Annotated in this window: 18 protein-coding genes; 9 read left to right on the top strand and 9 right to left on the bottom strand. The window is 39.0% G+C overall.

The genetic code is table 11. From position 1 onward, the window contains the following. Positions 1-1,185, bottom strand: coding sequence for an argininosuccinate synthase (gene argG, locus B3E00_RS11690; RefSeq protein ID WP_209577777.1), 1,185 nt, complete (start codon positions 1,183-1,185; stop codon positions 1-3). A 183-nt stretch (positions 1,186-1,368) separates the two neighbouring features. After that, the gene (locus B3E00_RS11685; RefSeq protein WP_209577775.1) at positions 1,369-2,085 is read right to left on the bottom strand and encodes a GNAT family N-acetyltransferase; all 717 of its coding nucleotides are present in this window, start codon (positions 2,083-2,085) and stop codon (positions 1,369-1,371) included. Between the two features lie 575 nt (positions 2,086-2,660). Here B3E00_RS11685 and B3E00_RS11680 point away from each other — a divergent pair. Continuing rightward, a complete protein-coding gene (locus B3E00_RS11680) occupies positions 2,661-2,924 on the top strand; it encodes a hypothetical protein (protein ID WP_209577773.1) in 264 nt (87 codons plus the stop codon). A 24-nt stretch (positions 2,925-2,948) separates the two neighbouring features. Here the strand turns inward: B3E00_RS11680 and B3E00_RS11675 are convergent, their stop codons facing one another. Continuing rightward, complete coding sequence (locus B3E00_RS11675) at positions 2,949-5,057, bottom strand: S9 family peptidase (RefSeq protein ID WP_293938514.1); 2,109 nt, start codon at positions 5,055-5,057, stop codon at positions 2,949-2,951. 338 nt (positions 5,058-5,395) lie between these two features. Here B3E00_RS11675 and B3E00_RS11670 point away from each other — a divergent pair, with 338 nt between their 5' ends. From B3E00_RS11670 to recA, 4 genes are all read left to right on the top strand, one after another. Next, positions 5,396-7,021, top strand: coding sequence for a S8 family serine peptidase (locus tag B3E00_RS11670; RefSeq protein WP_293938512.1), 1,626 nt, complete (start codon positions 5,396-5,398; stop codon positions 7,019-7,021). An 80-nt stretch (positions 7,022-7,101) separates the two neighbouring features. Beyond that, on the top strand, positions 7,102-7,293 hold the full coding sequence (locus tag B3E00_RS11665) for a hypothetical protein (protein ID WP_209577767.1): 192 nt from the start codon (positions 7,102-7,104) through the stop codon (positions 7,291-7,293). Positions 7,294-7,455: 162 nt separating this feature from the next. Beyond that, positions 7,456-8,133, top strand: coding sequence for an endonuclease III (nth, locus tag B3E00_RS11660; RefSeq protein ID WP_293938530.1), 678 nt, complete (start codon positions 7,456-7,458; stop codon positions 8,131-8,133). A 68-nt stretch (positions 8,134-8,201) separates the two neighbouring features. After that, on the top strand, positions 8,202-9,227 hold the full coding sequence (gene recA, locus B3E00_RS11655; RefSeq protein WP_209577765.1) for a recombinase RecA: 1,026 nt from the start codon (positions 8,202-8,204) through the stop codon (positions 9,225-9,227). Between the two features lie 307 nt (positions 9,228-9,534). On the opposite strand, the gene pruA is transcribed toward recA, so the two are convergent. The 6 genes from pruA to B3E00_RS11625 all read right to left on the bottom strand — a co-directional run bounded on the left by pruA (position 9,535) and on the right by B3E00_RS11625 (position 13,967). Then, a complete protein-coding gene (gene pruA / locus B3E00_RS11650; RefSeq protein WP_293938510.1) occupies positions 9,535-11,172 on the bottom strand; it encodes an L-glutamate gamma-semialdehyde dehydrogenase in 1,638 nt (545 codons plus the stop codon). A 159-nt stretch (positions 11,173-11,331) separates the two neighbouring features. Beyond that, a complete protein-coding gene (gene msrA, locus B3E00_RS11645; RefSeq protein ID WP_349681462.1) occupies positions 11,332-11,985 on the bottom strand; it encodes a peptide-methionine (S)-S-oxide reductase MsrA in 654 nt (217 codons plus the stop codon). Between the two features lie 248 nt (positions 11,986-12,233). Then, the gene (locus B3E00_RS11640; RefSeq protein ID WP_209577760.1) at positions 12,234-12,842 is read right to left on the bottom strand and encodes a superoxide dismutase; all 609 of its coding nucleotides are present in this window, start codon (positions 12,840-12,842) and stop codon (positions 12,234-12,236) included. A 100-nt stretch (positions 12,843-12,942) separates the two neighbouring features. Continuing rightward, entirely contained in the window at positions 12,943-13,410 is a 468-nt protein-coding gene (locus B3E00_RS11635; RefSeq protein ID WP_293938506.1) for a nucleoside deaminase, read from the bottom strand. Between the two features lie 9 nt (positions 13,411-13,419). Continuing rightward, complete coding sequence (locus B3E00_RS11630) at positions 13,420-13,761, bottom strand: tRNA-binding protein (RefSeq protein ID WP_209577756.1); 342 nt, start codon at positions 13,759-13,761, stop codon at positions 13,420-13,422. After that, positions 13,758-13,967: a hypothetical protein gene (locus B3E00_RS11625; protein ID WP_209577754.1), complete on the bottom strand. Its 210-nt coding sequence runs from the start codon at positions 13,965-13,967 to the stop codon at positions 13,758-13,760. Before B3E00_RS11625 ends, B3E00_RS11630 begins: the two co-directional genes overlap by 4 nt. Before the next feature lie 87 nt (positions 13,968-14,054). Here B3E00_RS11625 and B3E00_RS11620 point away from each other — a divergent pair, with 87 nt between their 5' ends. The 4 genes from B3E00_RS11620 to B3E00_RS11605 all read left to right on the top strand — a co-directional run bounded on the left by B3E00_RS11620 (position 14,055) and on the right by B3E00_RS11605 (position 18,385). Next, positions 14,055-14,663: a porin family protein gene (locus tag B3E00_RS11620; RefSeq protein WP_293938505.1), complete on the top strand. Its 609-nt coding sequence runs from the start codon at positions 14,055-14,057 to the stop codon at positions 14,661-14,663. Positions 14,664-14,834: 171 nt separating this feature from the next. Next, on the top strand, positions 14,835-15,605 hold the full coding sequence (locus B3E00_RS11615) for a succinate dehydrogenase cytochrome b subunit (protein ID WP_209577750.1): 771 nt from the start codon (positions 14,835-14,837) through the stop codon (positions 15,603-15,605). A 57-nt stretch (positions 15,606-15,662) separates the two neighbouring features. After that, a complete protein-coding gene (locus B3E00_RS11610; RefSeq protein ID WP_209577748.1) occupies positions 15,663-17,597 on the top strand; it encodes a fumarate reductase/succinate dehydrogenase flavoprotein subunit in 1,935 nt (644 codons plus the stop codon). A gap of 14 nt (positions 17,598-17,611) precedes the next feature. Continuing rightward, entirely contained in the window at positions 17,612-18,385 is a 774-nt protein-coding gene (locus tag B3E00_RS11605; protein WP_293938502.1) for a succinate dehydrogenase/fumarate reductase iron-sulfur subunit, read from the top strand. Positions 18,386-18,419 lie beyond the last annotated feature (34 nt).

Below are 18,419 nucleotides of genomic sequence, written 5' to 3'. Positions count from 1 at the left end.
TTATTTTTGATTCACTTTGTGCCAAATGATCGTTTGATTTCCAAAAATTTTGGAGAAACCTTTCACGTCGTCACCTGTATAACCTTTATTCATTTCACCGTAACTACCAAATTTATTAGACATCAAGTCATGCTCAGACTCCACACCGATAACCACAAAACGATATGGATGAAGTTCAACTATCACGCGGCCAGTCACAGTCTCTTGTGAGGATTGTAAGAATGCTTCGATATCGCGCATAACCGGATCGTGCATCTGCCCTTCGTGCATATAATTACCGTAGAAAGCAGCGATCTGATCTTTCCAGGATAATTGCCATTTGGTTAAGGTATGCTTTTCTAAGGTGTGATGTGCCTTAATTAGAATCACTGAAGCTGCGGCTTCAAAACCCACACGCCCTTTGATACCGATGATGGTATCTCCGACATGAATATCACGACCGATTCCATAAGGTTGAGCAATAGCTTGCAATTCCTGAATGACCTTAACAGAAGCCATTTTTTCTCCGTTTAAAGCTACTGGCTCGCCCTTTTCAAAATCTATTGTAATTTGCTGTGGTTCTGAAGATGTCACTGGAGTCGGCCAAGCCGATTCTGGCAGATATTGATTGGATGTCAATGTTTCTGCTCCACCAACAGAGGTACCCCAAAGGCCTTTATTGATCGAATATTTCGCTTTTTCGGCGGAATATTCAACCCCATGTTTGTTCAAATATTCTATTTCTGCTTCACGGGACAATTGTAGATCGCGGATAGGCGTAATAATTTCAACCCCTGGGATTAATGTCTGGAAAATCATATCAAAACGAACCTGATCATTTCCTGCACCTGTAGAGCCGTGGGCGACACATTCAGCGCCGATTTGCTTTGCATAGTTTGCGATAGCAGTAGCCTGACATACGCGCTCCGCAGAAACTGACAATGGGTAAGTCGCATTCTTTAACACATTACCGAAGATCAAGTATTTAATAGTTTCGCGGTAATAGTCTGCTGTTTCGTCAATCGCCGTATGTGATTTTACACCTAATGCATAAGCACGTGCCTCAATATTCTTCAATTCTTCATCCGAAAAACCACCTGTATTTACAACGACGGAATGAACCTCTAAACCTAAATCTTGCGTAAGATAAATACAACAAAACGAAGTATCTAATCCTCCGCTGAATGCTAAAACTACTTTTTTCATTGAGATAAATTGTTTTTTTATTATGCTGAAACTCTTCTTAAGCGACCGGCTCTAATTAAGCCTGAAGCTTGCTGTTTCATCACTGTTCATTATTTATTTTCACTGGCTGCTAAGCCAGTTGACATACTATGTATGAAATTGTGGAGAACGATGTATGACATCAAATCGCTCCTATTAAACTTATCAAAATCCCTTTGCGACTTTGTTGTGCTTAGACAAATTGATAGACGCAAACTTGTTTGCCGATTTCCAGAACTTCGCCTGTATACGTTTTAACAAAGATTGTTTTTGTGTAATTCTTTCCAAGCGTTCCTTGGCTTCATGCTTACGCTGGATCTTCTCACGCAATTCACGTTCCTTTTCTTCCGGGTCCCAAAGCATGGCTGTGCACATACAATTTTTACGGTCTTTACTCATCAGGATCTCATAGTTGACACAACTCTGGCAGCCTTTCCAGAATTCATCATCTGTAGTCAGTTCGGAATATGGAACCGGTTCGTAACCCAATTCCGAATTGATTTTCATTACGGCGAATCCCGTTGTCAAGCCAAAAATCTTTGCTTTGGGGTATTTTTCACGAGAAAGGTCAAAGACTCTTTTTTTGATTGCTTTGGCCAAACCTACTTTTCGGAATTCGGGATTTACAATCAGACCGGAGTTGGCAACATAATCACCATGTCCCCAAGTTTCTATATAACAAAAACCTGCCCATCGGCCATCTTTATGTAAAGCAATCACTGCTTTACCTTCATTCATTTTGTTGGCAACGTACTCTGGTTTACGACGCGCAATACCAGTGCCACGAGCCTTTGCAGACTCGAACATTTCGTCGCAAATAACCTCTGCATAATGTGCATGCTCAGGTTTAGCCGGGATAATTAAAAAATCTGATATAGTCATTGACTTACGACCCTAATAATAAAACAACAACTACCGCCGTGTTTTGTTGACTAAATAAATTAAAATAACGGATTCAAAACCATCGGACAATCATGGTCTTACTTGGAAAGATTCACTACCTCAAATCAAGCCCGAGGTAGTATGGGTCGTCGGAAGCGTAAAACAGGTATTTCTACGAAAATGAAAGCACAGAAGACCTTCTTCATAAACTTTTCAAAAGTTTGCGTATAAGAATAATCTTTCTTTTTGTTCTGTTTCATTTTTTATGATCTGTCAATTGTTTCTGACGATGCAAATGTATAAAAATATTTTTTTCTTTTCCACAATATTCTTATTGATTTTTTGCAAAAATTAAAAATTCAAAATCTAACACAAAAGCTGCTATGTAAGCTTCATTTTCAAGCGATTAATCCGCAACAATACGGGACTATACTGCACATATTAGCGATGTTAATTTGACAATAAAACAGATAAAGGTTTAACGCTTTATCAATTGAAATTGTTGTTTTCTCTATAGGTTCGTTATTTTTAGTCAAAAACGATACTTTTGTAAGGATCATTTAATGGAGAATAATATGTCACCGAGTTTAATTTTCTATATTATTTTTGCGGTCCCTTACATTGTATTTATGTATTGGCTCGTTAAACAAGACAAGCATAAGTATGCCTGGGGGATAGCAATCATTACTATCGTTGCCATATTGGCTATCTACGTGTCGCAGAAAGCCAGTAAAGTGGCAATGGACAATTATCAACAGCATCAGATCGATTCGAGAGAAATCGAACGAGAAGAGCGTTTACAAAAACAACAGGATAGTATTAATCATGCTCGACAATAAAAAAAGCGGTTAATACCGCTTTTTTTATTGTTCGTTTGCATAGTCTGGAATAATTCCTTCCAATTTAAAGAGAAAAGCATATTCCAATGCGATTTCCTTTAAATAGTCAAACCGACCAGAGGCTCCACCATGGCCATAATCCATATCTGTTTTCAAAAGTAAAACCGCATCCCCAATTTTTGTTGCACGCAGTTTGGCCACCCATTTAGCCGGTTCAAAATACTGCACCTGACTATCGTGTAGCCCTGTGGTAACAAGCAAATTTGGATACTCTTTCGGTTCAATGTTCTCGTAAGGCGAATAGCTTTTCATATAAAAATAAGCCTCCTCATCATTTGGATTACCCCATTCATCATATTCATTTGTCGTCAACGGTATTGTATCGTCCAGCATCGTATTCACAACATCCACAAAAGGAACCTGAGCTATAATGCCATGGTATTGCTCGGGTGCAATATTAGCAACTGCTCCCATTAGCAGACCTCCGGCACTACCTCCTTGCGCATAGAGATGTTCCGATATACAATAATGCTGGTCAATCAAATATTGACCACAATCCACAAAATCATAAAAGGTATTCATCTTGTGCATCATTTTTCCCTCTTCATACCATTGACGCCCCATTTCTTCTCCACCTCTAATATGTGCCAAGGCGTAGATAAATCCACGATCCAGTAAACTCAGCCTATTGCTTGAAAAAGTAGGATCCATCGAAGCCCCATAGGAGCCATATGCATACTGCAATAAAGGGGCTGTGCCATCCAGTTTGGTTCCTTTCTTATATACAATAGATATAGGTACCCGAACACCGTCTCTTGCAATAGCAAAGATACGTTCGGTAATATAGGCTGCTTGGTCATACCCCCCCAAAACTTCCTGTTGCTTCAATAAAACTTTACGCTGTTCGGCCATATCATACTCGTAAACCGAATTTGGCGTCACTAAAGAGGTATAACCATATCGTAACTTATCACTGTTGTATTCAACATTAATACCCGGGTATACCGTATAGGCAACTTCTCCGAAATCCAAATAGTGCTGTTGATGACTGTTTAAATTGTAAATCGCTAATTGAGTCAATCCATTTTTCCGTTCAGCAATCGCCAAGAAATCCTTAAATTCTTCGATATCACTGATCAATACATCTGGTCGATGGTCTAAGAATATTTGCCAATGAATACGCTCGGTGCGATCCAATGGACATTGCATGATTCGAAAATTAATAGCCCCATCATTCGTAAGAATTAAAAACCGATCTTCCAATACAACAACAGAATAAAGAACATCGTGAATCCTAGGCTGAAAAACACGAAATGCTGACTGCGGGAAATCCGCATTCAATAACCAGATTTCCGAGGATAATGTTCCCTCCGAGTTGATAAAGATATATTTTCCATTTTTCGATTTACCAACTGCAATATAATTTGTGTTATCTTTTTCTTCATAAACAGCCACATCCGAAGCCGGATCACTTCCCAATGTATGCCGCATAATCTTTTCACTGAGCAACGTAATAGGGTTCTTTGCGGTATAAAAAAGGGTTAGGTTATCATTTCCCCAAATTGCCGCCCCCTCGGTATTCCTTATCTGATCGGGGAAAATTGCTCCAGTCTCCAGATCCTTCACATATATCGTATATTCTCTACGGGAAACGGTATCTACACTAAAAGCAAGCAACCGGTTATCCGGACTCACTGAAAATCCTTTTGCTGTGTAATATGCATGTCCCTGAGCAAGCTGGTCGACATCTAGCAATACTTGTTCTTCGGCATCGAGTGTACCCTTTTTCCGACAGAATTTAAAATATTGTTTTCGCTCTTCTGTCCGGCTATAATAATAGTAGCCGTTTTTATAATAAGGCACTGACTCGTCTTTTTCTTTAATACGGGATTTAAGTTCATGAAATAGATCTTCCTGCAGGTGCGCAGTATCTTCAAGCATCAAGTTGGTATAAGAATTCTCTTCCTCTAGATAATCAATCACTTCTTGCGCTTTTTCTCCCTTTTTAAAGTAATCGATCATCCAGTAATAATCATCTTGAACAGTATCATTATGTACCTTTCTGATATGGGGATAAACAGCTGCTTTTGGGACCATCAAGTTAGGCCAATATATTTTTTTATGGTGTTGCATGCTCTTTTAATATGCTATTTTGATGAACTATTTTTAGGAAACGGACTGTTTCACTGGAGTAAAACAGAATTTGTTTATAAATGGGTTGAATTTAAGATATTTCTTCAACAGTTCGGCGTGAAGGGATAGATTATAAGCACTTTTAATAAAAATTAACAGTTTCAGAAGAGCCATTAGCATTATCTTTGCTATCCTACTTCAGTCAGGCGTTGTTGCACTTACCTGCGTAGGAAGAACATGCGCAGGAAGAAAATTTAATATAAACACAATAGCTTATCATGTGTCATAGCTTCAATGAAAAAAATGAGTGCAGACACCTTATTAATAATTATTTGCATATGAATTTAAAGAAATCACTATATCTCATTACTTTAGGCGCTTTACCCCTCTTTTCTTTCGGGCAGTCGGATACCATTCCAGCAAATTGGTTCAATCTGGATTATAAAACGGACGGGGTAATGGGAATCAGTACCGAAAAAACATATAAAACTTTGTTGAAAGGAAAAAAATCTATCCCAGTCATTGTTGGTGTACTGGATGGTGGGGTGGATATTCATCATGAGGATCTCAAAGATGTGGTGTGGATCAATACGAAAGATAGTCTCTCCAATGGTGTGGACAATGATGGAAATGGTTATATCAACGATAAATACGGCTGGAATTTTATCGGAAACGCTGATGGAAAGAATGTTCAGTTTGACAACTTGGAATTGACAAGGCTGCTTAAGGCATTGGATCAAAAATTTGCTAACATCACAGCTGCATCTGAGCTCAATGACGTAGGCCGAAAAGCCTTCGCCAACTATCGAAAGATGACTGCTGAATATAAAAACAAACTCGAAGAAGCGAAGATGGGACAGTTTTCATATGATGCGCTTAAACGCAATATAGATGCTGTCGTGCGTGAAATCGGTAAGAAACCCGAAGACATCACGCAAGAAGATATAGACAATTTTAAAGCAACCTCGAGCACCCAACGGATTGCACTTGGCTATGCAAAAGATGAAATACAAAATGGTGGTTTTGCCAAATTTTTCGATGATATTACCGAAGGCGCAAAATATTTCAATAACCAGGTAGATTACCATTTAAATAAAACGTACAATTCTCGACCTATCGTTGGTGATGATTACGAGGATGCTTCGGAGCGATACTATGGTAATGCCGATGTGAAAGGGCCAGACGCATTACATGGAAGCCATGTAGCGGGAATTATTGGTGCAAAACGTAATAACAACATTGGTATTAACGGAGTAGCAGACAATGTTAAGATACTCACCGTTAGACTTGTCCCTGATGGTGATGAGCGCGATAAAGATGTGGCAAATGCGATTCGCTATGCAACAGACAACGGCGCAAAAGTAATTAATATGAGCTTCGGAAAGGGTTACGCCTATAATAAACAGACGGTAGATGATGCAATCAAATATGCTGAATCAAAAGATGTATTGATGATCCATGCTGCAGGGAATGACAGTGAAGATAACGATATTGAACCTAATTTTCCGATGAAATATTATACTGATGCAAAAGGGGATACAACCGGAGCTGCCAATGCTTGGATCACAGTAGGTGCAACTGGCCTCCACCTGGACAACGAACTTCTTGCGGATTTTTCCAATTATGGCAAAAAAACTGTCGATGTTTTTGCACCTGGTGTGCGCATCAATTCAACCATACCGGATTCGAAGTATAAAGAAGAACAGGGTACTAGTATGGCTGCTCCCGTTGTTGCCGGTTTAGCCGCAATGATCCGTTCTTATTATCCAACTTTAAATGCTGTGGAGACCAAAAAGATTATTATGGAATCTGTGGAAAAGCCAGACCAACTGGTACGCGTGAAAGTTGGTGAAGATGCAACAAAAACGGTTCGCTTAGCCGATATATCCGTCACTGGAGGTATTGTCAATGCCTATAATGCCATTATTAAAGCAGAGGAATATACCAATAGAAAGAAAAAATAAATATTTTCTCGTTTTTTATACCAAAACCATCTTTTGTCCGTTTAATTATTTAACTTACAGAGACAAAACACAAGATGCTTATGGTAGAAAATTTTACCCAATCAGAAAACGAAGTTCAAAATTTGATCACCCAAAATGAAAAGGTAATGACAGACGAGGACATTGAAAATGAATTGAAACTTCAATTACCAAAAATGTTGCTTCATCCAAGCAAAAGATGTATTAAGAATATACTCGCATATTCTAAACAACTGGAAAAAAGAAAGGCCTAATCTCGAGATTAGGCCTTTCTTTTTTAAACTTACATCGCTAGTAGCAATTGGTCTAAACCAGCGACAGTTTTTTTGCACCTTGTAATCTAAGGGTAGATTATTCCCCATGTAATGCATTCCAAAATTTCTTTTTTGATGGAAATTTTGGCTAGTTTTGAAGCAATGTTAAAACAAGAACGATACAAGGCTTTCGTAGATTATTTCTCCAAAAATAGTCCTGATGCACAGACAGAACTCAATTATGGTAATGCATTTGAATTACTTGTTGCGGTTATTTTATCTGCACAGTGTACAGATAAAAGGATTAATCAGGTCACGCCCAAATTGTTTGAGCGCTACCCCGATGCACATAGTTTGGCAGCTTCTAGCGTAGAAGAAGTATTTAGCTATATACGATCGGTAAGCTATCCGAATAACAAAGCTAAACACCTTGTCGGCATGGCTAAAATGCTGCTTGAGCAGTTCGACAATAAAGTGCCGGAAAAAATCGAGGATCTTGTGAAACTTCCGGGTGTCGGTCGAAAAACTGCTAACGTCATTTCTTCTGTCGTCTATCATAATCCAGCGATGGCCGTAGACACACATGTTTTTCGTGTAGCAAATCGTTTAGGCCTAACCTATCGCGCCACAACGCCGTTGGCCGTAGAAAAACAGTTGGTGAAAAATTTGGCTAAAGACACGATCGCGATTGCGCATCATTGGCTAATTTTACATGGACGATACATCTGTCTAGCCCGAAAACCACGCTGCGAGAAATGCCCGATCACTTATATGTGCAAATATTTCGAAAAAAATCATCGTATCAAAAGTGTTTCGGATAAGCTAGAAATAAAAAGCTAATTTTTTTAGTGAATAATAGTTGGTTTATGATTTTTAATTTTTAATTTTGAGAAATATATACTAAAAATATGAGCAACACAGATAAACTAAAAGCGTTACAGCTGACGTTAGATAAATTAGAGAAGAACTTTGGAAAAGGTTCAATTATGAAATTAGGAGATACTGCTGTTGAGCCTATCGAGGCTATTTCTACAGGATCTCTTGGTTTGGATATCGCCTTAGGGATAGGTGGTGTACCAAAAGGCCGTATCATTGAAATATATGGACCAGAATCTTCAGGTAAAACTACTTTAGCAACACACATTGTTGCCGAAGCACAGAAAAAAGGCGGTATTGCAGCTATCATCGATGCTGAACATGCTTTTGATAAATACTACGCTCAAAAATTAGGCGTAGATGTGGAGAATTTATTGATTTCTCAACCAGATAACGGTGAGCAAGGTTTAGAAATTGCGGATAACCTAATCCGTTCTGGAGCAATCGACGTTATTGTTATTGACTCCGTTGCAGCTTTGGTACCAAAAGGCGAAATCGAAGGTGAGATGGGTGACTCTAAGATGGGACTTCAAGCTCGTTTAATGTCCCAAGCTTTACGTAAGCTGACGGGTACAATTTCAAAAACAAACTGCTGTTGTATTTTCATTAACCAGTTGCGTGAAAAAATTGGTGTAATGTTTGGGAACCCAGAAACGACAACGGGTGGTAACGCACTTAAATTCTATTCTTCTGTTCGTTTAGATATCCGTCGTACATCACAAATCAAAGACTCTGATGAAGTATCGGGTAACCGCGTAAAAGTTAAGATTGTAAAAAATAAAGTCGCCCCTCCATTCCGTATTGCAGAATTTGATATCATTTTTGGTGAAGGTATCTCTAAGGTCGGTGAAATCATCGATTTGGGTGTTGAATACGGCATCATAAAAAAGGCAGGTTCTTGGTTTAGCTATGGTGACACGAAACTAGGACAAGGCCGGGATGCTGTCAAATCCTTGTTATTCGACAACCCTGATTTAATGGATGAACTTGAGGGAAAAATCCGCGCCGAAGTGACAGGAGAAGATCCGATGCTTAACGTCGAGGAAAACGAAGACTAGTTGCTGTAAAAATTAGTATAATGTAGGTAGCCATTCTATATAGGATGGCTACTTTTTTATAGGACCTATCTTGACACCTTGCCACAAGGTTAAAAAATTCAAAGGTTGAGTCCGTAAAGCTACAAGAAATCGAATACTATTATGTTCAATCAAACGCACTAAAAAATTCGCTGACCGCGCCTAATGCTATAATAAAAATTAATCCTATTCAAATAGAATAAATGTGCGTAGAGAAGTGAAATTCTTTTAAAAATAGAAAAGGACGCTTAAAGCGTCCTTTTCTATTTATCAAGGTAGCTTAGCTTCCCTATTCTCCTTTTTCCAAGAAAGGATATTTATAATCTGTATCCGGATTAAATGTCTCTTTGATTGTACGTGGAGACACCCAACGAAGCAAGTTGATCATTGACCCGGCTTTGTCATTTGTACCAGAACCTCTAGCACCACCAAAAGGCTGTTGACCTACGACAGCACCAGTACATTTGTCGTTCACATAGAAGTTACCCGCAGCATGTCTTAATTTATCTGTCGCTAAATTGATAGCATAACGGTCCTGTGCAATAATTGAACCTGTTAGCGCATAAATGGAAGTTTTGTCGACGATAGCTAATGTTTCTTCAAACTTAGCATCCTCGTAAACATATATAGTCAAAACTGGCCCGAACAACTCTTCAACCATGGTCTCGTAATCTGGCTTTGAAGCTTCAATAATTGTTGGATGAATGAAATAGCCCTTAGATTTATCGTAAGTACCACCGACTACAATTTCTGCATCAGTAGATTCTTTAGCTCTATCGATGTATTTTGCCAATTTATCAAATGATTTCTCATCAATAACAGCATTGATAAAGTTTGTAAAATCTTCTGTTCCACCGATTGTAAATGACTTCACATCGTTCGTCATAGATTCTTTCAATGCAGGCCACAATGATTTAGGAATATAGGCACGTGATGCTGCTGAACATTTTTGACCTTGGTATTCAAAGGCGCCACGAACCAATGCCGTATTAGCAACTTTCAGATCTGCCGAGGGATGAACAACGATAAAATCCTTACCACCTGTCTCACCAACAATACGTGGATACGTTTTATATCGGTGAATATTATTACCAATCGTTTTCCAGATATCCTGGAATACTCCTGTTGAACCTGTAAAATGGATACCTGCAAAATCAGGGTGTTGGAAAATCACATCACCTGCATCAGGACCAGAAACGTACACCAAGTTAATAACTCCATCGGGAAGTCCTGCTTCACGGAAGATCTTCATTAGTACATTCGCCGAATAGATCTGTGTATTGGACGGTTTCCATACCACGACATTTCCCATCATGGCGACACATGAAGGTAAATTACCTGCAATAGCTGTAAAATTAAATGGCGTTAATGCAAATACGAAACCCTCCAGAGGGCGTTGTTCCACACGGTTCCAAACACCTTTTCCTGAAATAGGAGGTTGTTGCTTATAGATCTCAGTCATGTATTGCACATTAAAGCGCAAAAAGTCAGTGATCTCACATGCTGAGTCAATTTCTGCCTGATAGGGGTTTTTAGATTGACCCAACATCGTCGCAGCATTCAGCTCATAACGGTATTTTCCTGAAATCAATTCAGCAGCTTTTAAGAAAATCGCCGCACGATCTTCCCATGCAAGATTTTCCCAATCTTTTTTTGCGGCTAAAGCGGCATTGATTGCGTCTGTTACGTGAGATTTATCACCTTGGTTGTATTGACCTAAAATATGTTGATGGTCATGTGGAGGAGCTATTGTTACTTTTTTAGAAGTAGTGATTTCTTTACCGCCAATATACATTGGGATATCGATCTGTTTTGAACGTGCCTCATCAATTGCTGCTTTCAACAATTTACGTTCTTTTGTTCCGACAGCGTAAGTATACACCGGTTCATTGGTAGGAACAGGAACTGTAAAAAATCCTTTAGACATATTACAAGTATTTATTATTCAATCAAAAATGCTATTTATTAATCATGAAGTCTATCCACCCTCTTATTTGGTATAAAAGACCATGACTTCAACTTATTAACTTGAAACTAAATAGCGCTAATAGCGTAAAATTACCTTAAATATTATGAATACCCAAAGTTACTGCCTCTCTTTCACCACCTTGGAAAAGATACGTTTAAATTTTTCCAATTTCGGTTTAATGACCAATTGACAATAAGGTTCCTTTCCATTTAAGCGATAATAATCTTGATGATAGTCTTCTGCCGGATAAAATATCGTCGCCGGAACTACTTCGGTTACAATAGGTTTATTAAAAACCTTTTCTTTTTCCAAAGCCGAAAGATAATACCGCGTCTTATCAAGCTGTTGTTTAGTATGCACAAATATAGCAGACCGATATTGCGTACCAACGTCGTTTCCTTGTCGATTAAGTTCAGTAGGATCATGTGCTACAAAAAATGCCTCTAATAGCTTATCGTAACTGATCACACCGGGATCAAAAATAATATTCGTTGCTTCAGCATGCCCGGTGCTCCCGCTACAAACTTGGGTATAGGTCGGATTCTTGGTCCATCCTCCGGTATATCCTGAAACAACATTTACAACACCTTTCAGTTCTTTAAACTGTGCTTCGGTACACCAAAAACAGCCTGCGGCAAATGTCGCCGTATCCAGCTTAGCCGTATTTTTTTCAGGTAATTTTGAAAAGTCTGTTTTCTTTGCTCGCTGTTCCTGCCCCTGACAGGATGTAAAAACAACAAGTGCCACCAACATTATATAAAGATTTTTCATATGCATATTGTCAATTTGTTTGTACACACTAGATACCGTGCTGGTTTTATCAGCAATGCTGTACAAATCTAAATAATATAAAAAATAGCCCCAGTTTACTGAAATAAACCTTCGTGATCTTGTAGCTACAAACAGCAAGGAGAGCGAACTGAAACTTCTTTATAGCCAACACCACGGGAAACTTTCAGAAAAAAAAAGCGACAATACATTGAATTGTCGCTTTTTCTGATTTACTATCAAATCAACTTTTATTTTGCTGCAGCATAGTTCTGCGCTACGGCATCCCAATTGATCACATTGAAAATCTCTTCCAGATATGCTGGACGCTTATTTTGAAATTTCAAATAATAAGCGTGCTCCCAAACGTCAATACCTAAAATTGGTGTACCTTTCACTTCAGCAACATCCATCAAAGGATTATCTTGATTTGGTGTAGAAGTTACAGCTAATTTTCCATCAGCATCAACGATTAACCAAGCCCAACCAGATCCAAAACGAGTGGCACCAGCCGCTTGAAGTTGTTTTTTCAACTCATCGAATGAGCCAAAAGTAGCATCGATTGCTTCAGCTAACTCACCTGTTGGAGCTCCGCCCGCGTTTGGACCTAAAACTTTCCAAAACAAAGAGTGGTTGTAGTGACCACCACCGTTGTTACGTACAGCTGCAGAATATTTACTTACATTTTTGATAATATCCAATAACGATAGATTCTCTGCGTCTGTGCCAGCGATTGCTTTATTTAAATTATCCACATATGCCTGATGGTGTCTGTCATGGTGGATTTCCATTGTAGTCTTATCAATATGTGGTTCCAATGCGTCGGCTGCGTATGGTAACGCTTCTAATTCAAATGCCATATCTATTTAATTTAAATGTTTATTACTTTGTTTATATATACAAATATAACACAATATATAACGTTATGTTTTTATGTGTTACAATAAATTCAATATCCTACTACCGTTTTTGACGAAAAAATGATTTTACTAAATCCGCGCATTCTGCTTGCAAAACACCATGGGAAATTACAGTTTTGGGATGCAATATTTTATCATGATAATGTGAATAACCGCGTTTTTCATCTTTGGCTCCATACACTATTTTCCCGATATGCGTCCAATAAGCTGCTCCAGCACACATAATACAAGGCTCTATAGTGACATATAATGTACATTCATCAAGGTATTTACCGCCGAGATAATTTGCAGCGGCTGTAAAAGCCTGCATTTCTGCATGGGCTGTTACATCATTCAATCGTTGCGTCAAATTATGCCCCTTTCCTATCACACGGCCGCGATGAACAATAACTGCACCAATGGGTACCTCTCCCTCTTCATAGGCTACCCTTGCTTCGTTCAAAGCCATACGCATAAATGACTCGTCACCATCAATCAGTTGTGTTCCTTCAAAATCTATAAATGTCATGGCACAAACTTAGCTAAGTTTAGATCCATTTGGTAATTTTTTATCGACAGAGGTCAAAATAATATCCCCATTTTCATCTGGAAATCCTGTCACTAGGCACTCAGAAAAAAAATTGGCGATCTGCTTTCGAGGGAAATTTACCACTGCAACCACCTGTTTTCCGATTAATTCCTCTTTGCTATAGCGTACTGTAATTTGGGCACTACTTTGTAAAATACCGATTTCATCTCCGAAATCAATTTTCAGTTGATAAGCTGCCTTTTGTGCTTTAGGGAACTCTTTCGTCTCCAAGACAGTTCCTACCCTTAAGTCAACTTTTTCGAATTCGCTCCAACTAATGGTACTCTTCATAATCTGTTGCTACTAATATCCTGAATCTCTTTACCTATCGTAAATAAAACATAGGAGGGTTTCCGCCGCAAACGCAAGGACAATCTACTGATTAGTTTATCTTCCTCCCCTGTTTGAAAAGCTAAATCCTCATCAGTTAAATGGTTGTACTTGCGGCGGAGTTTTTCTTTGGCTACTTGCCATTGTTCTTCGTTAATTTTCAGCATAACTAAGATTTAGGTATAAAATTTGTATATCTTTACCAGACTGTAAAAGTTTCTTTAAAGATACAATATATACATAAATAAAAGATTATGAAAAAGATTTTACCAGCATTACTTTTGATTTGTGGTAGCGTTGCAACGGCACAGGCGCAGCTTCTGCCCGGATTTGAGGTAGGTGTAAAAGGAGGTTTAAACTTCTCGAAGCTTAAAAGCGATGGCAAATATTTCAATTCTGACACGAAAGCTGGCTACCAAGCGGGTCTTTATGGCCGTGTTGGTGTATTAGGTTTCCATATTCAACCTGAGGTATATTTAACAGGTAAAAACACGACTGTTAATGGAAAGGATGAAAATGGCTCGACAACTACCACCAATGTTAAATTCACCAGTATTGATGTTCCCGTTTTATTGGGTAAACGTTTTGGTTTGGGACCGATTGGCGCACGGATTCAAACTGGTCCAATATTTTCATTTAATGTAGATGACAAGCAGGCTAAATTCATTGATCAATTAAATCCAAATAACTATAAAAAGAGTGGTACATCATGGGCATTTGGTGTAGGCGCTGATGTTTCCAGTTTGCGTGTAGACCTCCGTTATGAAATGGGTTTAAATAAAGTCAATAATGAGAGCCAGGCAAATCCAAAAATCAACATGTGGAGTATTGGCTTAGGCTATAGATTATTCAGTATTCTATAGTAGGCTAAGCCTAGTTTATATACCGTTCGAAAGTCCGTTTTTATTCAAAACGGACTTTTTATTTCAATAAACTTTAGAACCGTTCTAAATTGTTGCTTTTTCTTGTCAAAATGGTATCATATTTAATAGCAAATAGTAGATTTGCCTAATTAAAATTAAATTACAAGGATAATGAGTAAATCAAAGCCAGTTTTCAGTTCTTCGATTGGGAAGAAGCTAATCATGAGCTTAACAGGAATCTTCCTATGTTTATTCCTAGTTGTTCACTTGGTTGGTAACTTGCAATTATTTAAAGATGATGCGGGTCTAGCGTTCAACAAGTACGCCTATTTTATGACTCACTTTACACCAATCAAAGTTGTTTCTTACTTATTGTATGCTTCGGTAATTGTTCACGTCATCTATGCTATCACATTGTCGATGAAAAACAAGGCCGCCCGTCCTATTGGTTATGCCAAATATGATGGTCAAGCAAACAGCAAGTGGAATTCACGCAACATGGGTATCTTAGGTACTGTCATTTTAGTATTCTTAGCGACACACATGTCTAATTTTTGGTGGAAGTTTCACAATGATGAAGTGCCGTACATCGAATACCGTACTGATTTGGCAACAGGGCAAACCACAGCGAGAGAACTTCAAGCATCTGAATTTCATGACTACCAAGAAACGGTAGAAAACAATGTTCAAATCGTAAAAGCAAGAGATTTGTACAAGCAAGTTGACTTTGCTTTCAAAAATGTTGCATTGGTAGCTTTGTATGTTATTGCGATGGCAGCTTTGGCGTTCCACTTAATTCACGGTTTCCAATCTGCATTCCAAACTTTAGGTTTTAACCACAGAAGATATATTGGAATTGTCAGAGCAATCGGTGTTTGGGTATTTGGGGTATTAATTCCAATTGGCTTTGCAATAATGCCATTGTTTTTCTTCTTTAAATAATTCAGAATCTTTTAAGATAAAGCTCCGGCTCTATCGATCAATATAAAATTAAGAGATATGTTAGATTCAAAAGTACCAGCGGGCCCATTAGCCCAAAAGTGGTCAAATCATAAATTTAATCTGAAGCTGGTTAACCCTGCTAACAAACGTAAATTTACAGTTATTGTTGTTGGTACAGGACTTGCTGGTGCATCTGCAGCAGCGTCGTTAGCCGAGTTAGGATACAATGTAATTACATTCTGTTATCAAGATTCACCACGTCGTGCACACTCTATTGCAGCACAAGGTGGTATCAATGCAGCAAAGAGTTACCAAAACGATGGGGACTCTGTTTTCCGTTTATTCTACGATACAATCAAAGGTGGTGATTACCGCTCCCGTGAGGCCAACGTTTACCGTTTGGCAGAGGTATCTGTTAATATCATCGACCAATGTGTCGCTCAAGGTGTTCCATTTGCACGTGAATATGGAGGTTTATTAGATAACCGCTCTTTCGGTGGCGCGCAAGTAAGCCGTACGTTCTATGCCCGTGGTCAAACTGGACAACAATTATTGTTAGGTGCTTATTCAGCATTGAACCGCCAGATAAAAAAAGGGAAAGTAAAATCCTATACGCGTCATGAGATGTTAGACCTTGTTATGATCGATGGTCATGCTAAAGGTATCGTCACTCGTGACCTGGTTTCAGGTAAAATAGAAACGCATGCTGCACACGCAGTATTGATGTGTACAGGTGGTTACGGTAACGTATTTTTCTTGTCTACAAATGCGATGGGTTGTAATGTTACAGCTGCTTGGAGAGCACACAAACGTGGCGCTTACTTCGCTAACCCTTGTTATACACAGATTCACCCAACTTGTATCCCTGTAACTGGCGATCACCAATCGAAGTTAACATTGATGTCAGAGTCTTTACGTAATGACGGTCGTGTATGGGTTCCTAAAACTCAGGAGATGGCTGAAAGATTGCGCAAAGGTGAGATCAAAGCCAATGATATCAAAGAGGAAGACAGAGATTATTTCTTGGAGCGTAAATATCCTTCATTCGGTAACTTGGTACCACGCGATGTGGCCTCTCGTAATGCGAAAGAAGCTGTCGATGATGGTCGTGGTGTTGGTAAAACTGGCTTCGCGGTATTCTTGGATTTCAAAGAAGCTATCGGTCGTCTAGGAGAGGACGCTGTACGTGCTAAATATGGTAACTTATTTGACATGTATTATCAAATCACTGACGAGAACCCTTACAAACAACCAATGCGTATCTACCCAGCTGTACACTACACAATGGGTGGTGTTTGGGTTGATTACAACTTGATGACAACAATCCCTGGCTTATATGCTTTGGGTGAGTGTAACTTCTCTGATCACGGTGCAAACCGCTTAGGTGCATCGGCATTAATGCAAGGTCTTGCCGACGGTTACTTCGTCATTCCTTACACTGTGGGAGATTACTTAGCAAAATTAGGTTCATTTGCACCAGTAGATCATAATCATCCCGCTTTCGAAGCTACCCGCAAGGAAGTTGAAGAGAAAATCAACAAATTATTGTCTTTAAACGGTACACAAACTGTTGATGATATCCACAAAAAATTAGGTCTCATTATGTGGGAATATTGTGGTATGGCTCGTACAGCTGAAGGTTTGCAAAAAGCGCAAGGTTTGATTCAAGAGTTGAAAAAAGAGTTCTGGACGAATGTTAGAGTGCTTGGAGAAAATGAAGAATTAAATCTTTCGTTAGAAAAAGCTGGCCGCGTAGCTGACTTCTTAGAATTGGGCGAATTGATGGTTGTGGATGCCTTACAACGCGCAGAGTCTTGTGGTGGTCACTTCCGTTTGGAAAGCCAAACCGAAGAAGGTGAAGCAAAACGTAATGACGATGAATTCGCATATGTATCTGCTTGGGAGTACAAAGGAGACAATGTACCTGAGGAATTACACAAGGAAGACCTGGTATTCGAGAACGTTCAGTTAACACAAAGAAGTTATAAATAAGAAAGAAAATTATCATGGCACAACATATGAATTTAACGCTAAAAGTTTGGCGTCAAAAAAATGATAAAGATAAAGGTCAATTTGTAACTTATCAGGCAAACAATATCGCTGATGATATGTCCTTCTTAGAGATGCTTGATATTGTCAATGAAGAGTTGACTCGTAAAGGAGAAGATCCCGTATATTTCGATCACGACTGTCGTGAAGGTATCTGTGGGATGTGCTCATTGGTGATCAACGGTCGCCCGCATGGTCCGAAAGAAGGTACTACAACGTGTCAATTACACATGCGTAGCTTCCACGACGGACAAACGATCGTGATTGAGCCTTGGAGAGCTGCTGCATTCCCTGTATTAAAAGACCTTGCTGTTGACCGTACTTCTTTTGACCGCATTCAACAGGCAGGTGGATATGTAAATATCAATACAGGTGGTGTTCCTGATGCCAATGTTATTCCTATCCCTAAACGTATTGCTGACGAAGCTTTCGAATCAGCGACATGTATCGGTTGTGGCGCTTGTGTCGCAGCATGTAAAAATGCTTCTGCTATGTTATTCGTATCGGCAAAAGTATCTCAATTTGCACTGTTACCACAAGGGCAAACTGAGCGATATGAACGCGCGCAGGCGATGGTAGATCAAATGGATGCAGAAGGCTTCGGTAACTGTACAAATACTGGGGCTTGTGAAGCTGAATGTCCTGTGGGCATTAAACTAACAAACATCGCTCGCCTAAACCGCGAGTATTTGACTGCTAAAATCTTCCGACAAGAAGAGCCTCACGTTTAATTATTGGCATTCGATACCTTTCGTGTTTTCAATA

Source organism: Sphingobacterium sp. UBA5996 (assembly GCF_002429765.1).
Classification (GTDB): domain Bacteria; phylum Bacteroidota; class Bacteroidia; order Sphingobacteriales; family Sphingobacteriaceae; genus Sphingobacterium.
This window is presented reverse-complemented; position numbering and strand designations above follow the sequence as displayed.

What these genes read in the sequence shown, in the direction of transcription:
- B3E00_RS11615 (WP_209577750.1), top strand. Translation starts at nt 14,835, where the DNA reads ATGAGTAAATCAAAGCCAGTTTTCAGTTCTTCGATTGGGAAGAAGCTA.
- B3E00_RS11610 (WP_209577748.1), top strand. Translation starts at nt 15,663, where the DNA reads ATGTTAGATTCAAAAGTACCAGCGGGCCCATTAGCCCAAAAGTGGTCA.
- B3E00_RS11675 (WP_293938514.1), bottom strand. Translation starts at nt 5,057, where the DNA reads ATGCAACACCATAAAAAAATATATTGGCCTAACTTGATGGTCCCAAAA.
- nth (WP_293938530.1), top strand. Translation starts at nt 7,456, where the DNA reads ATGTTAAAACAAGAACGATACAAGGCTTTCGTAGATTATTTCTCCAAA.
- recA (WP_209577765.1), top strand. Translation starts at nt 8,202, where the DNA reads ATGAGCAACACAGATAAACTAAAAGCGTTACAGCTGACGTTAGATAAA.
- pruA (WP_293938510.1), bottom strand. Translation starts at nt 11,172, where the DNA reads ATGTCTAAAGGATTTTTTACAGTTCCTGTTCCTACCAATGAACCGGTG.
- msrA (WP_349681462.1), bottom strand. Translation starts at nt 11,985, where the DNA reads ATGAAAAATCTTTATATAATGTTGGTGGCACTTGTTGTTTTTACATCC.
- B3E00_RS11620 (WP_293938505.1), top strand. Translation starts at nt 14,055, where the DNA reads ATGAAAAAGATTTTACCAGCATTACTTTTGATTTGTGGTAGCGTTGCA.
- B3E00_RS11670 (WP_293938512.1), top strand. Translation starts at nt 5,396, where the DNA reads ATGAATTTAAAGAAATCACTATATCTCATTACTTTAGGCGCTTTACCC.
- B3E00_RS11635 (WP_293938506.1), bottom strand. Translation starts at nt 13,410, where the DNA reads ATGACATTTATAGATTTTGAAGGAACACAACTGATTGATGGTGACGAG.
- B3E00_RS11685 (WP_209577775.1), bottom strand. Translation starts at nt 2,085, where the DNA reads ATGACTATATCAGATTTTTTAATTATCCCGGCTAAACCTGAGCATGCA.
- B3E00_RS11605 (WP_293938502.1), top strand. Translation starts at nt 17,612, where the DNA reads ATGGCACAACATATGAATTTAACGCTAAAAGTTTGGCGTCAAAAAAAT.
- B3E00_RS11630 (WP_209577756.1), bottom strand. Translation starts at nt 13,761, where the DNA reads ATGAAGAGTACCATTAGTTGGAGCGAATTCGAAAAAGTTGACTTAAGG.
- B3E00_RS11665 (WP_209577767.1), top strand. Translation starts at nt 7,102, where the DNA reads ATGGTAGAAAATTTTACCCAATCAGAAAACGAAGTTCAAAATTTGATC.
- argG (WP_209577777.1), bottom strand. Translation starts at nt 1,185, where the DNA reads ATGAAAAAAGTAGTTTTAGCATTCAGCGGAGGATTAGATACTTCGTTT.
- B3E00_RS11625 (WP_209577754.1), bottom strand. Translation starts at nt 13,967, where the DNA reads ATGCTGAAAATTAACGAAGAACAATGGCAAGTAGCCAAAGAAAAACTC.
- B3E00_RS11680 (WP_209577773.1), top strand. Translation starts at nt 2,661, where the DNA reads ATGTCACCGAGTTTAATTTTCTATATTATTTTTGCGGTCCCTTACATT.
- B3E00_RS11640 (WP_209577760.1), bottom strand. Translation starts at nt 12,842, where the DNA reads ATGGCATTTGAATTAGAAGCGTTACCATACGCAGCCGACGCATTGGAA.